Annotated in this window: 22 protein-coding genes; 15 read left to right on the top strand and 7 right to left on the bottom strand. The window is 54.1% G+C overall.

The window, feature by feature from the left end; genetic code table 11:
• Position 1: 1 nt before the first annotated feature.
• From J4859_RS05565 to J4859_RS05540, 6 genes are all read left to right on the top strand, one after another.
• Positions 2-2,437, top strand: a complete 2,436-nt coding sequence (locus J4859_RS05565; protein WP_212333971.1) for a DEAD/DEAH box helicase — start codon at positions 2-4, stop codon at positions 2,435-2,437.
• Positions 2,438-2,578: 141 nt separating this feature from the next.
• Positions 2,579-3,574 (top strand): bile acid:sodium symporter family protein, encoded by a 996-nt coding sequence (locus J4859_RS05560; protein ID WP_212333969.1) that lies wholly within the window; start codon positions 2,579-2,581, stop codon positions 3,572-3,574.
• A 152-nt stretch (positions 3,575-3,726) separates the two neighbouring features.
• On the top strand, positions 3,727-4,266 hold the full coding sequence (locus J4859_RS05555; protein WP_212333965.1) for a glutathione peroxidase: 540 nt from the start codon (positions 3,727-3,729) through the stop codon (positions 4,264-4,266).
• Positions 4,266-4,466 carry a hypothetical protein gene (locus tag J4859_RS05550; protein WP_212333962.1) on the top strand — a complete coding sequence of 67 codons (201 nt, stop codon included), beginning with the start codon at positions 4,266-4,268 and terminating at the stop codon, positions 4,464-4,466. The genes J4859_RS05555 and J4859_RS05550 overlap by 1 nt, the downstream gene beginning before the upstream one ends.
• Before the next feature lie 287 nt (positions 4,467-4,753).
• Positions 4,754-5,272, top strand: coding sequence for a cation diffusion facilitator family transporter (locus J4859_RS05545; RefSeq protein ID WP_256436861.1), 519 nt, complete (start codon positions 4,754-4,756; stop codon positions 5,270-5,272).
• A gap of 221 nt (positions 5,273-5,493) precedes the next feature.
• On the top strand, positions 5,494-5,811 hold the full coding sequence (locus J4859_RS05540) for a hypothetical protein (RefSeq protein WP_212333956.1): 318 nt from the start codon (positions 5,494-5,496) through the stop codon (positions 5,809-5,811).
• Positions 5,812-5,910: 99 nt separating this feature from the next.
• On the opposite strand, the gene J4859_RS05535 is transcribed toward J4859_RS05540, so the two are convergent.
• Positions 5,911-6,438: a TetR/AcrR family transcriptional regulator gene (locus tag J4859_RS05535; protein WP_212333954.1), complete on the bottom strand. Its 528-nt coding sequence runs from the start codon at positions 6,436-6,438 to the stop codon at positions 5,911-5,913.
• 345 nt (positions 6,439-6,783) lie between these two features.
• On the opposite strand from J4859_RS05535, the gene J4859_RS05530 reads away from it, so the two are divergent.
• Both J4859_RS05530 and J4859_RS05525 read left to right on the top strand, forming a co-directional pair.
• Positions 6,784-8,916 carry an RND family transporter gene (locus tag J4859_RS05530; protein ID WP_212333940.1) on the top strand — a complete coding sequence of 711 codons (2,133 nt, stop codon included), beginning with the start codon at positions 6,784-6,786 and terminating at the stop codon, positions 8,914-8,916.
• A 33-nt stretch (positions 8,917-8,949) separates the two neighbouring features.
• Positions 8,950-11,817, top strand: a complete 2,868-nt coding sequence (locus tag J4859_RS05525; protein WP_212333937.1) for a hypothetical protein — start codon at positions 8,950-8,952, stop codon at positions 11,815-11,817.
• A 68-nt stretch (positions 11,818-11,885) separates the two neighbouring features.
• Here J4859_RS05525 and J4859_RS17585 read toward each other — a convergent pair whose 3' ends face one another.
• Together J4859_RS17585 and J4859_RS05515 are read right to left on the bottom strand one after the other, a co-directional pair.
• Positions 11,886-12,020 (bottom strand): transposase, encoded by a 135-nt coding sequence (locus tag J4859_RS17585; RefSeq protein ID WP_371812229.1) that lies wholly within the window; start codon positions 12,018-12,020, stop codon positions 11,886-11,888.
• Positions 12,021-12,046: 26 nt separating this feature from the next.
• Positions 12,047-12,199, bottom strand: coding sequence for a hypothetical protein (locus tag J4859_RS05515; protein ID WP_212333931.1), 153 nt, complete (start codon positions 12,197-12,199; stop codon positions 12,047-12,049).
• 251 nt (positions 12,200-12,450) lie between these two features.
• Between J4859_RS05515 and J4859_RS05510 the strand changes: the two genes are divergently transcribed.
• Both J4859_RS05510 and J4859_RS05505 read left to right on the top strand, forming a co-directional pair.
• Positions 12,451-12,807: a helix-turn-helix domain-containing protein gene (locus J4859_RS05510; RefSeq protein ID WP_212330606.1), complete on the top strand. Its 357-nt coding sequence runs from the start codon at positions 12,451-12,453 to the stop codon at positions 12,805-12,807.
• A 103-nt stretch (positions 12,808-12,910) separates the two neighbouring features.
• Positions 12,911-13,204, top strand: a complete 294-nt coding sequence (locus tag J4859_RS05505) for a hypothetical protein (protein ID WP_212333929.1) — start codon at positions 12,911-12,913, stop codon at positions 13,202-13,204.
• Between the two features lie 1,007 nt (positions 13,205-14,211).
• On the opposite strand, the gene J4859_RS05500 is transcribed toward J4859_RS05505, so the two are convergent.
• Entirely contained in the window at positions 14,212-14,727 is a 516-nt protein-coding gene (locus J4859_RS05500) for a hypothetical protein (protein WP_212333926.1), read from the bottom strand.
• A 419-nt stretch (positions 14,728-15,146) separates the two neighbouring features.
• Positions 15,147-15,266: an IS3 family transposase gene (locus J4859_RS17580; RefSeq protein ID WP_371812228.1), complete on the bottom strand. Its 120-nt coding sequence runs from the start codon at positions 15,264-15,266 to the stop codon at positions 15,147-15,149.
• Here J4859_RS17580 and J4859_RS05490 point away from each other — a divergent pair.
• The 5 genes from J4859_RS05490 to J4859_RS05470 all read left to right on the top strand — a co-directional run bounded on the left by J4859_RS05490 (position 15,231) and on the right by J4859_RS05470 (position 17,432).
• Entirely contained in the window at positions 15,231-15,506 is a 276-nt protein-coding gene (locus J4859_RS05490) for a hypothetical protein (protein ID WP_212335474.1), read from the top strand. The genes J4859_RS17580 and J4859_RS05490 overlap by 36 nt on opposite strands.
• Positions 15,507-15,530: 24 nt before the next feature.
• A complete protein-coding gene (locus tag J4859_RS05485) occupies positions 15,531-15,740 on the top strand; it encodes an ATP-binding domain-containing protein (protein ID WP_249113765.1) in 210 nt (69 codons plus the stop codon).
• A gap of 3 nt (positions 15,741-15,743) precedes the next feature.
• Positions 15,744-15,989 (top strand): GTPase, encoded by a 246-nt coding sequence (locus J4859_RS05480; RefSeq protein ID WP_212333918.1) that lies wholly within the window; start codon positions 15,744-15,746, stop codon positions 15,987-15,989.
• 496 nt (positions 15,990-16,485) lie between these two features.
• Positions 16,486-16,812: a hypothetical protein gene (locus J4859_RS05475; protein WP_212333916.1), complete on the top strand. Its 327-nt coding sequence runs from the start codon at positions 16,486-16,488 to the stop codon at positions 16,810-16,812.
• A 308-nt stretch (positions 16,813-17,120) separates the two neighbouring features.
• Positions 17,121-17,432 carry a GTPase gene (locus tag J4859_RS05470; RefSeq protein WP_212333913.1) on the top strand — a complete coding sequence of 104 codons (312 nt, stop codon included), beginning with the start codon at positions 17,121-17,123 and terminating at the stop codon, positions 17,430-17,432.
• Positions 17,433-17,599: 167 nt separating this feature from the next.
• Here the strand turns inward: J4859_RS05470 and J4859_RS05465 are convergent, their stop codons facing one another.
• Positions 17,600-18,445 carry an IS3 family transposase gene (locus J4859_RS05465; protein ID WP_212333910.1) on the bottom strand — a complete coding sequence of 282 codons (846 nt, stop codon included), beginning with the start codon at positions 18,443-18,445 and terminating at the stop codon, positions 17,600-17,602.
• An 83-nt stretch (positions 18,446-18,528) separates the two neighbouring features.
• The gene (locus tag J4859_RS05460) at positions 18,529-18,963 is read right to left on the bottom strand and encodes a helix-turn-helix domain-containing protein (RefSeq protein ID WP_212333907.1); all 435 of its coding nucleotides are present in this window, start codon (positions 18,961-18,963) and stop codon (positions 18,529-18,531) included.
• Positions 18,964-18,976: the final 13 nt, after the last annotated feature.

Genomic DNA, 18,976 nt, shown 5'->3' with positions numbered 1-18,976 from the left:
GATGGATACTTTTGACCGTTATGCCCCCTTTGTTCAGGACTTCATCTATTCCCACAACTGGAAAGATTTACGCGCCGTCCAGGTCGCTGCGGCTGATGTGATCTTCAACACCGACGACAACCTCCTGCTTACCGCCTCGACCGCCTCAGGAAAGACTGAGGCGGCCTTTTTCCCGATCCTGACCCAGTTCTATGAGGACCCACCCACGAGCGTGGGCTGCATCTATATCGGGCCCTTAAAGGCTCTGATCAATGACCAATTCTTGCGCTTGGAACCCCTGTGCAACGAGGGGAATATCCCGGTGTGGCACTGGCACGGGGATGTCTCACAGTCCCATAAGCACAAGATGCTAAAGCATCCCTCGGGGATCCTGCAGATCACACCGGAATCCCTGGAGGCTATGCTGCTGCACCGCCACAGTGCGATACCTCGCCTCTTTGCAGATCTGCGCTATGTGGTGATCGACGAGGTACACTCGCTGCTCAGAGGGGACCGCGGTGACCAGACGCTCTGCTGTATCCAGCGTATCAGCCGACTCGCGCACGTCAATCCCCGCCGTATCGGCCTTTCTGCGACGATCGGTGAACCTGAAGAAACCGGTGTCTACCTCTCCTGGGGCAGTGGCCGTAAGTGTGCGATCCCTAAGTTTGAGGCCCCTAAAGAGCGCTGGCGTCTCTCCATGGAGCACTTCTACATCTCAGGTCCTCAGGCACCCGAGCGCGGTGAAGATGGACTCGGTGGTTCCACTCAAACCGTTGAGAATGACGTCGCCTACGAGATGCCCTACAACGAGCATCCACGCTCAGAGCATATCCCACCACGCGATCAGCGCACAGAAGATGTCACAGACGTCACTGACGCTACACCACAGGCACAATCTCCCGACAAAGGAGATGATACCCCGGAACCCGCCTCAGATACCGCCCCGGTCTTTGCGGATCCTGGCATCGGCTACATCTTTGAGCACACTCGGGGACACAAGTGCCTTGTCTTCTGTAACTCCCGTGAGGAGTGCGAGGCAGTCACCACATCCCTGCGCCAATACGCTGAGGCAAACGGGGAACCGGACCGCTTCCTCATCCACCACGGCAACCTCTCGGCGAGCTTCCGTGAGTCCGCTGAAGATATGATGCGCGACGAGGACAGCAAGCTCACCACGGTGACGACCGCCACCCTCGAGCTTGGTATCGATATCGGCCGCCTCGAGCGCGCTTTCCAAATCGATGCCCCCTTTACGGTCTCTAGCTTCCTACAGCGTATGGGTAGAACCGGCAGACGGGGTAACCCCTCTGAGATGTGGTTTGTGATGCGCGAGGAGCAGCCAGAGGCCAGAGCCTTACTCCCTGAGACCGTACCCTGGAAACTGTTGCAGGGAATCTCTCTGGTACAGCTCTATATCGAGGAGCGCTGGGTAGAGCCTCCGCGCTTCAACCGGATTCCCTACTCTTTGCTTTACCATCAGACGATGGCAACACTGGCAAGCACTGGTGAGATGGCTCCTTCTGAGCTGGCACGACAGGTACTGACTCTGACCCCCTTCCACCGGGTGAGCCAGGAAGATTACAAGGTATTATTGCGGCATCTAATTGAGATCGAGCATATCCACCGCACTCCTGAAGGTGGCCTTATTGTGGGTCTTGCCGGAGAGCGGCAGATCAATGACTTCCGCTTCTATGCAGTCTTTTCAACCGATGAAGAATTCACGGTCCGCAGTGAATCGCAGGAGTTAGGTACGATCGTGCAGCCACCGCCGGTCGGAGAACGTATCGCAATTGCCGGTGCCGTATGGGTGATCGAGGAGATCGACTACAAGCGCCACCTGATTGAATGCACTAAAGTCAAGGGCAAAGTGCCCGCCTATTTCGGTATGGTCGCAGGGGACATCAACACCCATATCCTGGAACACATGAAAAAGGTGTTGCAGGAGGATACGGTCTACCCCTACCTTAGAAGAAATGCCCGCTTTAGACTGGCACAGGCGCGCCACGTGTGCCGCAACGCCCACATCACTGACCAACCACTGATCAACGTGGGTGGCAGGACCTACTGTCTCTTTCCCTGGCTCGGTACCTATGCCTTCTTGGCACTAGAGCGTTTCCTCAAGATCAAATGTGCAGAGCGCTTAGGCCTCAAAGGCCTCGACTCCTCCCGTCCCTACTTCCTGCAGTTTACGATGAAGGTGGACGGCTATGAGTTCTTCAAAATCGTGAAGGAAGAAGCTGCAAAGCCACTCGATCCGATAGATCTGCTCTATCCGGGCGAAGTTCCCTACTTTGACAAGTACGATGAGTTTGTCCCGGAAGAGCTGATTCGTAAAGGCTTTGTCCTCGGCGTCTTGGACGTGGATGGAATGCTCGAGCGGATCCGCTCGTGGCCGGGACCGAATCCCGACGAATCTCAGGCACTACCACACGGCTACTCTGGGACCCTGGCATGAGGGGCACACAGGGCGCTGCAGTATTTCGATCGTGCAATGATCCTGAGGAGATCGCGACTGCTACACTCCCCACAGTTTGAGCCAACCCTATAATTGCAGGGAGTTTAAGCCAGGAGCACCTAGTACACAAGGAAGGATGTCATGGATCGCTGGATGGCCTTTGGGAGCTTTATTGCCCGCCACATGATCGTAATTGTCCCTGCCTGCCTTGTGTGTGGCATCTGCTTTCCCTGGCTCTTTCAGGGCTTTGTCCCCTTTGTCTCCCCGATCTTTGCCTTCATCACCTTCCAGGGGTCACTGACCAACGACTTCTCGAATCTGAAGAATACCTTCACCCATCCGCTGCCGATGTTTGTGGCTATCGGCATCTCACAGCTTGCAATGCCGTTGCTTGCTTGGCTTGTAGGATCGCTCTTCTTCTCTGACCCCAATGTAGTCTGCGGTATCGTCCTGGAGTACTGTGTACCGATAGCGGTCACCTCCACGATGTGGGTGTCGATCTATGCCGGGGATATGGCACTGACCTTAGGGATTCTCTTAATCTCCACCTGCATTGCCCCCTTTACGATCCCGGCCACTTTACAGCTCTTACTCGGTGCCACCGTCACCGTGGACGCCCGAGCTATGATCCTACAGATGCTTTTTATGGTGGCAATCCCGGCCCTGCTTGCTACCTGGCTCAATGACCGCACCAAGGGAGCAGCAAGGACCTATCTCTCCCCACGATTGATGCCTGCCGCCCGTATTCTTACGGTCCTGGTTATCACTACCAACTCCACGAGCCTTTCGACCTTCTTCTTCAACCTCACCCCGGAGTTGGTCGGCATCCTCTTCTTTATCGCCGCTATGGCCGCCTCAGGCTATCTGTGGGGATATCTGGCGGCTGGTGCTCTGCACGTGCGTCGCGCGCAGGCGGTCAGCATCATCTTCTGTTCAGCACTGCGCAATATCGCCGCCGGCGCTATCATCGCCCAAACCTACTTCCCGCCTATCACGGTCTTCCCGGTGCAGACCGGCACACTCTTCAACCAGTTCTTTGCAGCACTCTTCGGTAAGCTCTTAGGCCCCCACTTTGAGCAGATGCAGGTAGCGGAGGTACGGGAAGCTGCCGCGCAGCACGAGGCTACTCGGCGTTGACCCACCTTCCCTACCGCATACCCCTTTCTTATCGATATCAATTTCTTATATGTGAATATATTGTGTACAGCTTAATTGTGCGCAATATATTTACTCAGGAGGCTATAGCACTAAGTATCAGTAAAAAGTACCACACGATGAAAGGATGACACATGAGCTACTACGACTACACCGTCACCAAACAGGACGGTACGCAGACCAAACTCGACCAGTACAAGGGCAAGGTCCTCCTGATTGTCAACACCGCTACCGGTTGTGGCTTCACCCCGCAGTACAAAGACTTGGAGCGCATCTACAGGGAGTACCACGATCAGGGCTTTGAGATCCTTGACTTCCCCTGCAACCAGTTCATGGGTCAAGCCCCGGGCAGCGATGATGAAATCAACAACTTCTGCACCCTCAAGTACGACACCACATTCCCGCGTTTCAAGAAGATCGATGTCGATGGGGATCACGCAGAGCCCCTCTTCCGGGATCTCTCCCTCGAGGCACCGTTCAAGGGCTTCACCGGCGCTAAGGCAGCCTCTCTGCGTCCCTTCTCCAACGAGAACGCCAAGCAGTTCGGGGACAAGGCCTATATCCGCTGGAACTTCACCAAATTCCTGATCGACCGCAACGGTAAGCTTGTGAAGCGCTTTGAGCCCACGGAAGACATGAAGAATGTAGAAGCCGCAATCAAGGAGCAGCTGTAGTGGCAACGCAACCACCCAGCACGGATAAGTCACGCTACCCTGAGCTTTTGCTTCAAAACTGGCGCTGCTTCTCCCTCTATGCGGCCTCAAACGTCGCCAGGCACTACCTTCTAGACCCCTTGGGGCTCACCTACATGCAATATATCTGCATGATGGTGATGTGGGGGGGAGAAGCAGGCTACGATATCCTGGATCGGTGAGCGCCTCTTCTTAGATTCCGGGACGCTCGCCCCGGTTTTGCACAAGCTCGAGCAATGGGCTATATCAAGCGATCCCGCCCTGAGGAAGATATGCACGAGGTAATCGTTACACTGACCCAAACGGGCGAAGTCTTACAAGAACGCGCCCGTCAGATACCCAAAAGTCTCGCATGTATGGTTCACCTGGCTCCTAAAGAGACGCGGGGAGCTGAAAGATCTGTTGCACACAAAATGTTGGAGGGTTTCGACACTCAATGTTAGAGCGCATATAGAGCCGTGAGTCCGTAATTGTTCGGACCTCCGCCACCGGTCTCTGCGCCAATGCGGGCCTTACAATCATGAAGGCTATCATCAGTATCCTCACCAATTCAATCGCAATCATATTCGATGCAATCAATACCCTCTCCGACACCCTGTTGTCTACAATCACGATCGTAAGCACCAAGCTAGCCCATCTGCCTCCGGATAAGAAACACCCGCTCGGCTATGGCCGCATCGAGTGCCTCACTGCCTCGGCCGTCTCTATGATCGTTTTGTATGCAGGTATCACCTCATTGATCGACTCTATCCAAACGATTACTGCGCCGGAAGCACCCAGCTATACTACAGTGAGTTTGACTCTGACCGCGGTGACGATTTCCGTAAAGATCTTCTTGGATCGTTTTGTCAAAGCGACCAGTGAGAAAATAGGCTCTGACGCTTTGGTGGCCTCCGGCTCAGATGCCCTTTTCGATGCTACCCTTTCCATCTCTACCTTGGCGACGGCGTTCATCTATATCGCTTTCGGTATCAGCCTCGAGGCTTAGGTCGGTACCATGATCTCTGCTGTTATCTGCTAAGGTGGCATCGATATGCTCCATGACGCCTTAACACAGATCTTAGGTGAGCACATCGATCCTGATCTGGCAGAGCGAGTCAAAGCGCTGGTCAAGGAAGACCTGGATGTTTTAGGCGCGTACGATCTGCTTCTGAGCTCCTACAGCCCGAGCTTCTTGTTGGCAGCATCCATGTGAAAGTTAAAGACTCAATGAGAGTAGAAGAAATTGACACTATGATGCGCAGGGTTCAACAGAAGTTCCAGCACGCCACCAACGGCAAAGTGATCCTGGCCACAGTGGGCATCTATGCCCAAAACCAAGGTGGCAAGACGGCTGCCCATGCCCACGGTATTGCGATGCATATCGCTACCGAAGAGCCCCATGTACTACAGGCTCATGGATTTTACATCGATGAGGAGTGGCAGTCCATGAACTTACACATCGTGGTCAATTTTGAGACCCCTAACCGTGAGGCAGTACACCAGAAGGTCCTCACCAACCGCGAGAAGCGCTTCCCTGCCTATTAGATCCACCTCACGATGGACTCGGATGTACGTGGTTAGGGTTATCAATACTTGCTCTCTAAGTACAATAGAGCCCACATACGCGGGCTCTATTGTTTTTTGTTAGTCCATATCCTCGTCGAGCAGCGTGAGACCGGTCGCTTTGATCAGGCGTTCTAACGCGTCGTTGACCTGTTCTAAACTCAAGGTGCCGTACTCCCCTTGAATCCAGGAGCTGTAGGAGGAAAGTATTCCGTGGACAACGTAGTCGACGGTGATCACAATGAGGGCGAGGCGGTGTGGTTCTCTGTCCGCATAGGTTTTCTCGATTGAGTCGTAGAGACGCTTTTCTATGCTTTGCTCCAGCGCCACCATGAAGGGATTAAATGAGGTGGAACGGGTGATCGAGGTAATCAGCTTCCGGTGCATCTGCACGAAGCTACCCAACTGAACCAACATGGGACGGGGATTCTTTAAAAAGGAGATATCGTACCAGTTAGAGGCAAAGTCAATAAAGCGGTCGGCTAGATGTTCTAATACATACTTTTCAAGATCTGACATCGAAGCAAAGTGCGCATAGAAGGTCCCCCGGTTGAGACAGGCCTCCCGAGTGATATCTGACACGGTGATCTTGTCTACTGGCGTTTTCATAACAAGCGTCAGAAACGCTTCCTCCAAAAGGTGCAAAGAACGCAAAGAATTCCTGTTGCTGCCCTCTGGACTACGCTTTGAGACAGTCTTTGTGGGCTCCATGTCTTCCATCCTTCTTGCTCCCTTCGGCAACCGCACGCTTTTGACACCAACCGTTATGGTTCACTATATCTTCACAAGTAAAAGGTTATTTAAACAAGTCCTTACAATCTGTATAAATTCCCCGCTCTTCTAGATATACATTTTTAAATTGTGGTAAAAACCCAACATGTGTTCAATTTCGGTCACTTGCCTCATTGAACACGCGAACGGTAGGACGCAACAGTATTGAGGAGGAGCCCATACATGGAAAAATTCTTCCGTGGTGTACTCAAGCACAGAAGGATTGTCATTACCGTATTTCTGATTGTGACCGCGATATGTCTGACGTTGATCCCACAGGTGAAGATCGATGCAGACATGTCCGATTACCTTCCTGCATCGGCCCCCTCCTCTCAGGACTTACAGCTGATGAAGGACGTATACGGCAATGATATCCCCGATGCGCGTATCTATGTCACCGGTATCTCACTGCCCGATGCCAACAACTTCAAGAACCAACTCGAGAAGCAAGCGGGCGTTATCTCTGTTACCTGGCTGGGCGATCAAGCCAATATTGCTCTGCCCCTTGAAGTGCAGGATCAAGACACGGTCGATGGCTGGTATGACGGGAAGGGCTATCTCTTCCAAGCAGTCTTCAGTGAAGATGTCGACCAGAGCCAGATAGACCACATCCGCGCCCTTGCCCACCAGATCCCGGGCGCCCAGACTGTGGCAATGGATGGCTCTGCTGTATCCAACGCTGCCAGCTTGGCAGACATCAACACCGATATGAGCCGCATCATGTTGATCGCAGTGATCACGGTCCTCGTGATTGTGATGCTCAACACTACGAGCTACCTACACCCGATCGTGATGCTGATCACCATCGGTATCGCAATTGTCCTGAATATGGGCACTAACATCTTCAGGGGGACAATCTCCTCTATCACCCAGTTGGTAGCTTCGGTCCTGCAGCTAGCTGTGTCGATGGACTACTCCATTGTCCTTTTGACCAACTTCGGCAAACAGCGAGAAAAAAATCCGGATCAGTTTGAGGCTATGGTCCAGGCAATGGCTGTATCCTTTCCGGTCATCCTGTCCTCCGCTGCCGTCACCTTCTTCGGCTTCCTGTCCCTTGCTGCCATGCAGTTTTTGATCGGTGCCGATATGGGAATCGCGCTTGCCAAAGGTATCGTGTGTTCCTTCTTCTCAATCACACTGTTTATGCCGTGCATCCTCTACGACATGAGAAACGCCGTGGAGAAGACCACTCACAAACCGTTCTTCAAATCCTTCAAGGGCATGTCCAAGGTCTGCCATGCAGGCGCAATCCCTGCCCTCATCATCGCAACCGTTCTGGCCATCCCTGCCTATCTGGCATCCGACTCCGTAAGCTTCACCTACGGAGAGTCCTCCAACTTGGCTCCGACCTCACAGGTGAAGATCGACTCTGACCTTATCAATAAAGCCTTCGGCGAGTCCCAGACCTGGGCCATCATGGTCCCTGAGGGACACTGGGCCGAGGAAGAGGACTTGATCGACAACCTTGAGGATCTCCCGACCACCAAGTCCATCCTCTCCTGGTCCACGATCGCAGGTACCGCAATGCCAGCCGGCGTTGGCCCTTCCCCTCAGGTAAGCCAGCTCCTGAATGGCGGCTACTCCCGCATCGTCTTGACTTCCAAGATCCCAGATGAGTCCAAGGAAGGCTTCGACCTCGTTGAACATGTCCGTGACCTCCTGTCTCAGCACTACGACGGGGATACGCACCTGGTCGGCAATAACGTGAGCTACTACGATATCCGCTCGGTCACCTCCTCCGACTCCATGGTCGTACGTATGGCTTCCATCCTCGCAATCGGTGCAGTACTTTTGATCATGTTCCGCTCGATCTCGATCCCTATTCTGTTGGTTACCGCGATCGAGCTCTCCATCTGGATCAATGAAGCGGTCCCGTACTTTACCGGAGAGACCATCAACTTCGTGGCTTTCCTGGTCATCGATGCAGTCCAGCTCGGCGCTGCCGTCGACTACGCGATCATCTACACCGAGGATTACCTGAAGCGCAGAAAGATCACGGACAAGACAACCGCAAGCATCGATTCCGTGGAGCACACAGCCCAGCCGATCATGACATCAAGCTCGATTCTGATCGTCGCCTGCCTGGGTATCTATTTCTCGGTCTCAAGCCCGATGATCCAGCAGGTCGGTATGCTGATCGCCCGTGGCGCACTGATCTCTGTCATTGAGATCTTTTTCGTGCTGCCGCTACTCTTCAGAATCTTCGACGGGTTTGTCCGTCACACCACGTGGCACGCCGGGTTCTATATGCCGGGACAGAAGAAAGTTAAAGAGCCCCGTCCAACCCGTAAGCCCCAACAGTTAAAGTCCCGCTAATGTAAGCATTTTCCCAGTTAGGAGTTTTAGGCTATGAAAAAACAGACAGCAACGGTATCAGCCGGCAAACGTATCGCCGTGGGTGCTGTGGGTACCGCCCTCGTCATGAGCACGTGGCCTACCGCGGCCGTGCAAGCACTCGCTGAGGACAACAATCAGGACAACAACTCAGACGAATCTTCTGAGTCACAAGATACGCAAGATACTCAAAACAACAACAGCACCAAGAAGACTGAGGTCGTCTACTCCAAGCACGACGCCGCCGGCGCCACTGACGGCATCTTCGTCGTCAACACCTTCGATACCGATGAGGCAACTGACGTCTCCGACCCAGGCACCTATGAGAGCGTCGAGAACCTGTCCACCAACCAGCAACTGAACAATACCGACGATCGGACTGATCTGACGACGCTCGCCAAAGAACCGACCTACTATCAGGGCGATCTGAACGAAAACACCACTCTCCCCTGGAGAGTTTCGATCGCCTACACCCTGGACGGTCAGCAGATCGACCCGGATGAGCTGGCAGGCAAAGACGGCGAGCTCGATATCGACCTGAAGATCGACGGGCTGGATGATGACTCTAAGGAAGCCGACTTCGCCAAGAGCTTCATGCTCCAGGCACAGGGTACTTTCGCAAATGCGAACTTCTCCCTCGAGGAGGCCAACGACGCAACGATCACCCAGGCCGGCAATAACACCATCCTCACCTACATCCTGCTTCCGGGACAGAACGGTGACTGGCACATCCGTGGCAATGCAAAGAGCTTCATCTACAGCGGCTGGCAGATTGCAGCTATGCCGATCAACCTCGACCTCAATGTCGATGACTACGACACCAGCGACATCACTGATGCCGCAAACGAACTCGAGGATGGCGCAAACCAGCTCTCTGATGGCGGCAATGCTCTGAGAGATGCCCTCGATCAGATCAGTAATGGTGCAAGCTCTGCCTTCACGGGTTCCTCTACCCTCGCCTCAGGTGCAAACACCTTGGCAGCCGGCACCAGTGCCGCAGCCAGCGGCACCGCACGGCTCTCCAGCGGTGCGAACCAGCTCTCCTCCGGCCTCAACCAGATCAACGACGGCACAGGTACTGCTGCTGACGGCAGCGCAACCCTCGCTTCAGGCACTGATCAGCTGAAGGTAGGCACTGACGCTGCAAAAACTGGAGCTGCAAATGCTGCAGCAGGTGGTATTGGCGTAGCACAGGGCTCTAGCGATCTTCAGAATGGTTTAGGCCAACTCAAGAGTGGTACTGGTCGCTTAAGCAAAGGTGCACAAGACTTAAAAGAACAGCTTAAGGCGCAGAACGGTGATCTCGATGCCCTTACTCGTGGTTCTCAGCAAGTTGCTGATGGTGCTGCTCAGGTCAATCGGATGGCTTCTGGTTTAAAAGATCAGGTAGCTGCAGTTAATAATCAAATCACCGCGGCAAAGAACTCTCTGACTGGCATCCAAGGTAGATTAAACGACGTCAAGACCTCTTCAGACCAGCTCAAAACAGGCGCAATAACCGCACAAAATCAGGCGAATACAGTTAAAACCGATCTGAAAACGATTCAAAGGGAGGTTTCCAGCGTATCGCAATTGCCTGATGCTTTGGCTGCGATCGGAAATGCTTCTGCAGGCGCTGCGCAAGATGCAGGTACTGCGGCGGGGGCTGCTACGCAAGCTGCACAGGAAGCAGGCACAGCTGCTGCATCTGACACTTCTGTATCCGATTCCTTGAACAGCCTTCTCAATGCAGACAACCTGACTGAGGATCAAAAGGCTCAGGTAAAAGCGACACAGGGTTCTCTGAAAAATTCCACCAACGCTGCAACCTCTGCCAAAGATCATGCAGCCGCTGCTGCAATCTCTGCTACTTCCTCCGCACAGAGAGCTACAACCTCCGCTCAAACAGCGCAGCAAGTTAGCCAATCTCTGCAATCAGCACAGAAGCTGATGCAAACTGCTCAACAGTTGAATGCCGATGCAGATGCACTTCAGAATACGCTCGATTCACTTAACGGTGATAACGGCATCGGCTCAGTCTTACAGAAGTCTCAAGATGCATTAACTGCTGCCAATGATCTCACTCAGAGTTCTTCAGAGTATGTAGATAGACTCAAGAATCAACTTCCTACTGAGAACAAATTGGCTAGTATTGCACAACTCGCCAATGGGGCTTCACGACTTAACAATGGTATCAAGGATCTTGCCGATCAATTAACAAAAGGTGCCGATGCCCTGATTGAAAACAGTGCCAAGCTTGATGATGGAGCAGGTAGTGCTCTTGATGGATCAGTAAAACTCGCGCAGGGCGCGAATACTCTGAGCGCAGGCCTCAATACGCTGAGTTCCGGTGCAACACAGCTTGATAACGGGGCTACACAGCTACAGTCTGGTAGCCATTCGCTGAGCGACGGTCTCAACACCCTGCATGCAGCAACTGCAACCGCCGCAGGTGGCGCTAACGAACTGAGAGCTGGTGTTGATACGCTCTACTCTGGTGCTACGCAACTGAATGACGGTGCTGACCAGCTTGCTGCCGGTACTGGAGAGCTCAACAGTGGCTTAGGCCAGCTTGCTGACGGTTCTGCTCAGGCAGACGATGGCTCCCACACCCTTGCTGATGGCTTGAACGAACTACGTGACCGTGTAAGCGGCTTAGACCAGAAGGTCTTGGATCAGGTACAGGATACAATCGACGATAAGCTGGGGCGCAACTACCAGCTGCACTCCTTCGTCGCCCCGTCCAACACCAATGTCCGTGAGGTTGAGTTCGTCTACGTTGTCGACGGTATCGAAGAGCCTGAGGACAACAAGAACTCCAATAGCTCTGATCAGAACGACGACCAGAACCAGGACTTCCTCGATCGTCTGGCAGCGCTCTTCTCCAAGAATCAGGATGACTAAGAGACTTTTCGATAACTTTGTCTTCCCCCCTTTTTCGGCTCTTCGACGTCCCTAGTGGGTAGCACAGGCTAGCTGTCTCTGGACTGAGAAGTTGAGTTTCTCAGTCTGAGAAAGATCCTTGTCTTAAAGTAGGCGACGTTCCTGAAGCCCCTGGCAGCGCTTTTTGCTGACTGGACGATCGAGTTCAGCCCTTCGAGAAACAAATTGGTCAAACTCCTCTCCCACCAGTTCAAGATCCCCTCACGCTCTTCCTAAGGGTACCTGCCACCCTCTTGATCTTAGCCACGGCAGAGTGCATCATCCACGAGCAGAGCCGGTCTGGGGCTTTGGCTGTAGATTTTCTGTCAGGGCAGCCATAGACATCCTGTATCGCCTCTGCCATCTGTGCCTCCCTGAGAAGTGAGCTGTAATCTTTTGGTGGACAGCTGGGCGCCAGCAGCTGGAGGCAAGTATCCTTTGTCCAGATGCCCACCCAACACCACCTGTAGCTTTAAGCCATGAGATGTCAGTGAGTGCAAGTAAGGCGGCGGATTAGCATTCTAAGTGCAACAGGATGACCCGCTGAATGCAAGCGTGGCACACTCCGGAAGGCTACGATGTTGGTTGGCTAGTCAGCGTCGAAAGCTAGAAGGAATGTGCCACTACACACATCTTAGCCCTCAGGAGAGGGACTGCATAGCCACGCTGCATGCAGAGGGAAGGTCAATTGCCTATATCGCGGCAGAGATCGGCAGGGACAGCTCCAGCGTCTGCCACAAGCTCAAGAGGAACGGCCACCACGGACACTTTAGGGCATGTACTGCCCAAAGGAGGGCGGATGAGCGCCGCAGGAGATGCAGGGCGAAAAGGCGGCTTTCAGACCCTGCGCTCGCACAGAAGGTGCGCTTACTCATCATGGACAGACACTGGTCCCTGGAGGAGATAGACGACATCTCAGGCTCGAGGGTGGCGGCAGCGGCGTCGTTGAGCCTGCCGACTATTCTACCGTGAGGTCCTTAGCCGCCGCCCTCGAGCTGCCGGAAACCGGCCCCGAAGGCCAGGTACGGCACCACCTGCGCAGGAAGGGGAAGAGGATCGCAGCAAGAGGCCTAAGATGAGGGGCAAGATCAGGATCTCGCACACCATGGATGAGAGGCCAAAGCAGGCCGATGAGAGGTCTTACCTCGGAGACTGGGCAGACGACACGCTCGTGGCAGCGGGACCCGTGTGCCTGCTCGTGCTTGCCGACAGGGCAGTGAGGCTGCTTCTCGCAAAGAGATGCCACCACGACAGCGGGAGCGTCTCTAAGGCCGAGGTCGGGCTGCTGCAGGGACGTCCCCTTAAGACGCTCACGCCTAAGTGGGGCAAGCAGTTCGCAGGGCATGCAGATGTCACAGATGCCCTTTGAGGCGTGCAGTTCTACTTCTGCGACCCCCACCATCTCTGCGACCCCCACCATCTATGGCAGAAGCCGACAGTTAAGAACACCAACGGGCTCCTGCGCAAGTTCTTCCCCTAAGAGCAGCGACTTCGGTAAGGTCACAAACGAGGAGGTGCAGCATGTAGTGGAGCTAATCTGTGACAGGGCGAGGAAGGTCCTGAAATACAGGACAGCCAACGAGGTCTTTAGGAAGATGTTGCACTCAGCTTGACAATCTGCCGGATCAAAGACTGAGAAGGCAGATAGCGCTGTGAGAAAGATAAGGGGCCTCACACTTGTCAGCAGGAAGCACAAGATACCTAAGCGCTACCTTTTGCACAGACACATACAGCACAAGCTGTAGCTAAGACAGGAAAGCTTGCTGTATCTGGTTGTCCTGTCAAGACCAGCACACCAAAGAGAGACAAAGAGATCTGCACAGCACAGAGATGTCACACAGACACTGAAAGCTGAGTTTCTCTTCTGTCTGCCTTATCACCTGTGACAAAAAGTGAGCATTGAAAGACAGCTATGGCCCTATCTAAGAGTACCTCCCAAAGTGTACAAGCTTTCCTGATGCCACCTTATCTGAAGTCAGACAGCTCTATACGAATGCTATCAACCTAAGACCGAATAGATGCCTCGCTAACAAGACACCCTGGGACGTCTTTCACTTTCAGACGTTGCAGTTGGTAGGGGAATTCGAGGCACAATATTCACTACGGCGGGTATCCGCTCTTGGCTTACGGGATGGCAAGAAGAGTAGTGACTGGAGCGCTGCGCACCACACGTCACGATCTCTAACCACCAACTCATCCCCTCCTTCAAAGCGGCAGGCATCCCACTTGGGACGCCTGCCACTGCTCGCATCGCTACCCCGCATCTCTGCTATCACTCACCACATCAGGTGTAACCCTACTGGTACACTTCCCTCTATGAAATGAGGGAGCACACCGTCTGGCATGTTCCCCCCCTCTGAATTATTGCGTTCTATATTAGCGATGTCCCTTCTTGTGGTGCAGCTTTGTCGCAAGCACCTCATCAATCTCTTTGCGCGCCTGGCGTGTAAAGATCACCATCAGTAAACTGGTCACGAAGACGACCGTGCTGGTCAGCATGCTGCCGATGATACCTGCGATGATTAGTCCGATGCTCGTCATTACCAACGTAAAGACCGTCATGTTCCAGAAGGTATTGATCGAGCGGGCATCCGAGATGATCGTGATCCCCATGAAGCCTGAGATTAGGGCAGCAATGTTAACGATAAGCTCGACCACCAGCATGATCCTCAAATACGTTATCGCCTGTTCAGGCTGTATTCCCATAGCTTCAGCGGCTCCAGCATTAACCACAGCACTCTGTACATCAGGGTTATTCAACGCCAAGAGAGTCATAATGAAATAGATGATACTGATGGATGCAATGACTATCTGCACAACCACTGTAGGAAACAGCCGAGCCTGCCCTTTAGTCTGTTGGATCGTAATATATTCTCTCTTCTTCTTGCTCACAGTATCTCCTCGTATAAATATTATCAACCAGGGCGCTGAGAGATATAGCCATTTATTTTTTAAAGTTTAAAAGCTAAACTATCATAAGCTCTGTTGTATTTTGTGATGCTCAATTGTAATTCTCTCAGTAGATTTATACTGGTAAGAATCGCTTTCCCTCTATTTAATTTAGGCACCTGTTTTAAAGAGCCAACGCTCAGATGATTCTGTATTACGTCAAATTCATTTTTATGCGTCAGCCTATGAACTAAAAGAGTAGCAACTTGTCCAAATAATTCATCAGGAACATCTTGTGGACTCAGGCTTGTTAAAAAATAAATATATTCCTTTCTTTCCTCCCTTGCAATATATGTTAATGCCTGTTGAAATTGGCCTTCAGAGGGTGATAACGATTTTCCGTACCATTTCCATCGATAATCCTAAGCTGCCAGGGCCAAGCCCAAAGCCTTCCTGAACTCCATCGGGCTCACGCCTTTGAGCGAGCGCTTGCGCCTGACCGTGTTGTGTCTGACGATGTAGCGATCGATACGACCCTCCAATTTGCCCAAGATGATGCCGTCTCACTTGCGCTTGCGGAATATCTGCGCTACCTCGGTCTAGCGCGAAGGTACAGATTTTCAAGGAAGGAAAAGGATACCGAAGGTTCTCTCGCAAAGCTCAAGGAGCCCGCGGACGAAGCGCACGATACAGATGGTCTCACGGCGCTTGTCTGCGATACGTCTGCCCGTGCTCACTGGCTCGGAACGCAACTTAGGAAATCGTCCCGCGTCATGGGGTAGACAATATCCTGCCTCTGAGGGGTGTTGTCGTCCTCGATCTCTCTCGCCAAGGGGCTGGAATTCGATACGGTCATCGTCCCCGACGCACAGACAGAGGTCTATCCTGCAACGCTGCTTGTGAGATGTTGCCTCTATACCGCTATCTCCCGCGTCATGCACAAGGTCACGGTCGTCGGCCAGGGAACCATCACCGAGCTTCTTGCTCCCCTCGCTACCCAGATACAGGAGGTCTGATCCATGGGAATTCGCTATGAACAAGTCCACTACCTTGCCTCGTATGGCACGGTCGAGCAGCTGCCGCAGCCGAAGGCTCCCGAGGCCTCCTTCGTCGGCCACTCCAATGTCGGCAAATCTTCCCTCATCAACAGGCTCTTCAACAGGAAGTCTCTTATCAAGGTCTCAAGCAAGCCCGGCAAGACCGCTTACACCAACACTGATAATGACACCACAGTTGATTCGACAGGGGATTTCCTGCAGAGTTAGCTGTAGGGCATACGCCTTGGGAACATTGGCTTGTAACAGGACGCTGGCCCATACACCAACCGCCGTCGTGCAGGCCGGCCTGCAGCTGCCCTGTCGCGCCCTGCCGTGGGCATCCCGAAGGCCTGTCATGACTTCACAGGAGCATGGGCACTGCCAGCAGGCCGGACTCTCCTGCTTCTAGCGCTTCTGTCAGTGTTGTGTCTGGCCTGCCGATAAGATGCCCCATGACGGATGGAGGCCTTGCATGTCTGGTTCCGGGACGCTCTGCACTAGCGTCGACACACACAAGGACAACCATGTACTGTGTGTGTTGGATGCCATGGGCAGAAGTGGCCTTCAGCGGAGAGTATCCGGCAGACAGGGCCGGATACGAATCGCTCGTAGAGGCGATTCGGGGATGCGGAATCGTGCAGTGTCGCTGTCATGGAGGTCCTGCGGCCCAAGCGAGACAAGAGGTGCAGCGGCTCCGGAGGAGATCCGCTCGAAGTACGGCAGGATGGGAACTTCCGAAATGATGAGGTCGCTTGCCAGGAAGAGGCCAAAGGGTGCTGAGCTGGTTGTCGACTCGCTACTTATGCTCCAGGCGCTTGCGAAGAACAAGGCAGACAAGCTGGAGGCACTCACAGTGGAGCTTGTGCAGGACAATGCGCCTGCCCTGCTAAAGGTAAGGGGGCTGCGGCCCGCTGCCCTCGGCATTTACAGCGCTGCGCGCAGCGGCACCCATCGAGCGGCAAGCCTGTCAGATACCGACTCAACCGACAGGCTTTCCGGGCGCTGTATACCATCGCGCTCAGCTGCATGCGCTACGACAAACGGAGGCTGACCTACGTCTTCAAAAGGATAGCTAAAGGCACATCGAAGCGCGAGATCACAAGATGTTTGAAGAGATACATAGCTAGACAGGTCTTCCGTGCTCTTTTGAACCCGGGTGCCAAAAAGCACGAGTGCGAAGAGGGCCTTAAAGTCGAAACGGCTGTCGGCACACCTCACCCACAGGGATGCTGCTTTAAGGCTTTAACACCGAGCCCATCAGGATCAGCGAGATCGAGCGCGAAGCGAGGAAACACTGCGAGCTTTAGGACAGATACTCGATGCTCCTATCCGAAATATGCAAGAGCCGTGAGATGACTCTTGACACACCATAGGGGCGTCCTTGCCGAGGCTGACGACATCTACTTCGTGGGTCTTCCCGGCTATGGCTTTGCGCAGCGTTCCCAGACAGAGAAGCAGCGTTGGGCTGATTTAATCGATGCTTACTTCACGAGCGAACGCAGCCACAATCTTGTGATTGCACTTGTGGACATCAGGCACGATGCCCAGGCACTCGATCTCCAGATGATCGACTACCTGAAAGGGGCTGGCCTTCCCTTCATCATTGCCCTCACGAAGACAGACAAGCGTGCCCACCAGAAACAGCAGGTCCAGCTGAGGAATTCGGTGTAAACGAGATAGTCTGCATCATCACCTCAACACAGATAGGCTTGGGCATCTATACCCTGAAGCACTTCATCGAACAGGCCTGCTAAAGCAAACACCCAAAGCTAAGCAAGGAGGCTCTCCCGGTTATTGAACTGTGCCCCAAATCCTGGACGCCCTAATAGAGACTGAACCTAGACGGCCTGGTTCCGGAATTCCTCCGGGGTCAGGCCGCCAAGCGCCTTCTGGCGCCTGCGGGTGTTCCAGAAGATTATATATGCCTCAAGGTCTGCCTTGAACACCCCGAACGTGTCCCAGTCATTCCCGCGGAAGAACTCGTCCTTCATATGGCCGAAGAGGCCCTCGGTGCAGGCATTGTCGAGGCAGTTGCCCTTCCTGGACATGCTCTGCACGATCCCTGCCCCCTCGAGCTTGGAACAATAGGCCTCATGCTGGTACTGCCATCCCATGTCGCTGTGGAGCAGCGGATGCTTCCATGCGGGGAGCTTCTCTATGAGCATGCAGAGCATGTCCATCTGCTGCGCCATGTCGGGGTGCTCCGATATGGACCATGCGACGATCTCCCTGCTCGAGAAGTCGTAGAGCGGCGCGAGGTATGCCTTGCCGAACGAGCACCTGAATTCCGTCACGTCTGTCCCCATCTTCTCCCATGACCCTTCGGCCGCGAAGTCGCGTCCCAGCAGGTTCTCGAAGGTGCTGCCCACGACCCCCTTGTACGAGTTGTATCTGTGGTAGTCGGTCTCGCGCCTGATGCCGCAGGATATCCCCATCTCGTGCATGATCTTGAGCACCGTCTTGTCGGCTATGCGCGCTCCGTCCTCGCTGCGCAGGCACATGGCTATCTCCCTGTGGCCGCATCCGTTGGGGCAGCGCGAGAATATCTCCGTCACGCGCTTCCAGAGCTTTGGCCTGGTGGGTCTGGCGGGATGGGAGAGCGCATAGTGGTACGTCGACCTCGCGAGGCCCGCTGCCGCCAGCAGGTCGTCGAGCCTGTAGCCCTCCTGCGCGAGCGCATGCACGGCCTCTGCCTTCGCCCTGGTCAGATCCTTCCCCTTCCGGCCAAGGACCGCAGTTTTTTTAGGTACGCCACCTCGGCCTCGAGCTACTGAACCCTGCGCTCGAGCTGCTGCTCGCGCGTGAGCGGCCTCGCTGCGGCCCCCGATCCCTTCGGGCGTCCCTTGGGCTTCGGCCTCAGCGCCTCGGCGCCGCCCTTGCGGTATGCCCTGCACCACCTGTCGAGCGGGGCCAGCGACATGATGCCATACCTAGCCATCGCATCGCCCTTGGACATGCCATCCTCGACGACGGCCTTCGCGGCCACGACCTTCTGTCCGTATGTATACCTTGCCGGCTTCCCGTCCATCGACAGCAGCGCCTCGCTTCCGAACGCCTTCCATATCTGCTGCCATTTTCTCACGGTGCTGCGCGACATGGAGAGCTCCTTCGCCACGCTCTTGTATCCACGTCCTTTCCCGAAGAGCTCTGCCGCCTTCTTCCTTGCCTCGATGTCGTGCTTGACCCTCAGATCGGTATGCATGAATATGCCTCCC

The organism is Atopobium sp. oral taxon 416, from assembly GCF_018128285.1.
Taxonomy (GTDB): domain Bacteria; phylum Actinomycetota; class Coriobacteriia; order Coriobacteriales; family Atopobiaceae; genus Olsenella_L.
Note: the sequence above shows the minus strand (reverse complement) of the source record. Positions and strands in the feature narration are given on the sequence as shown.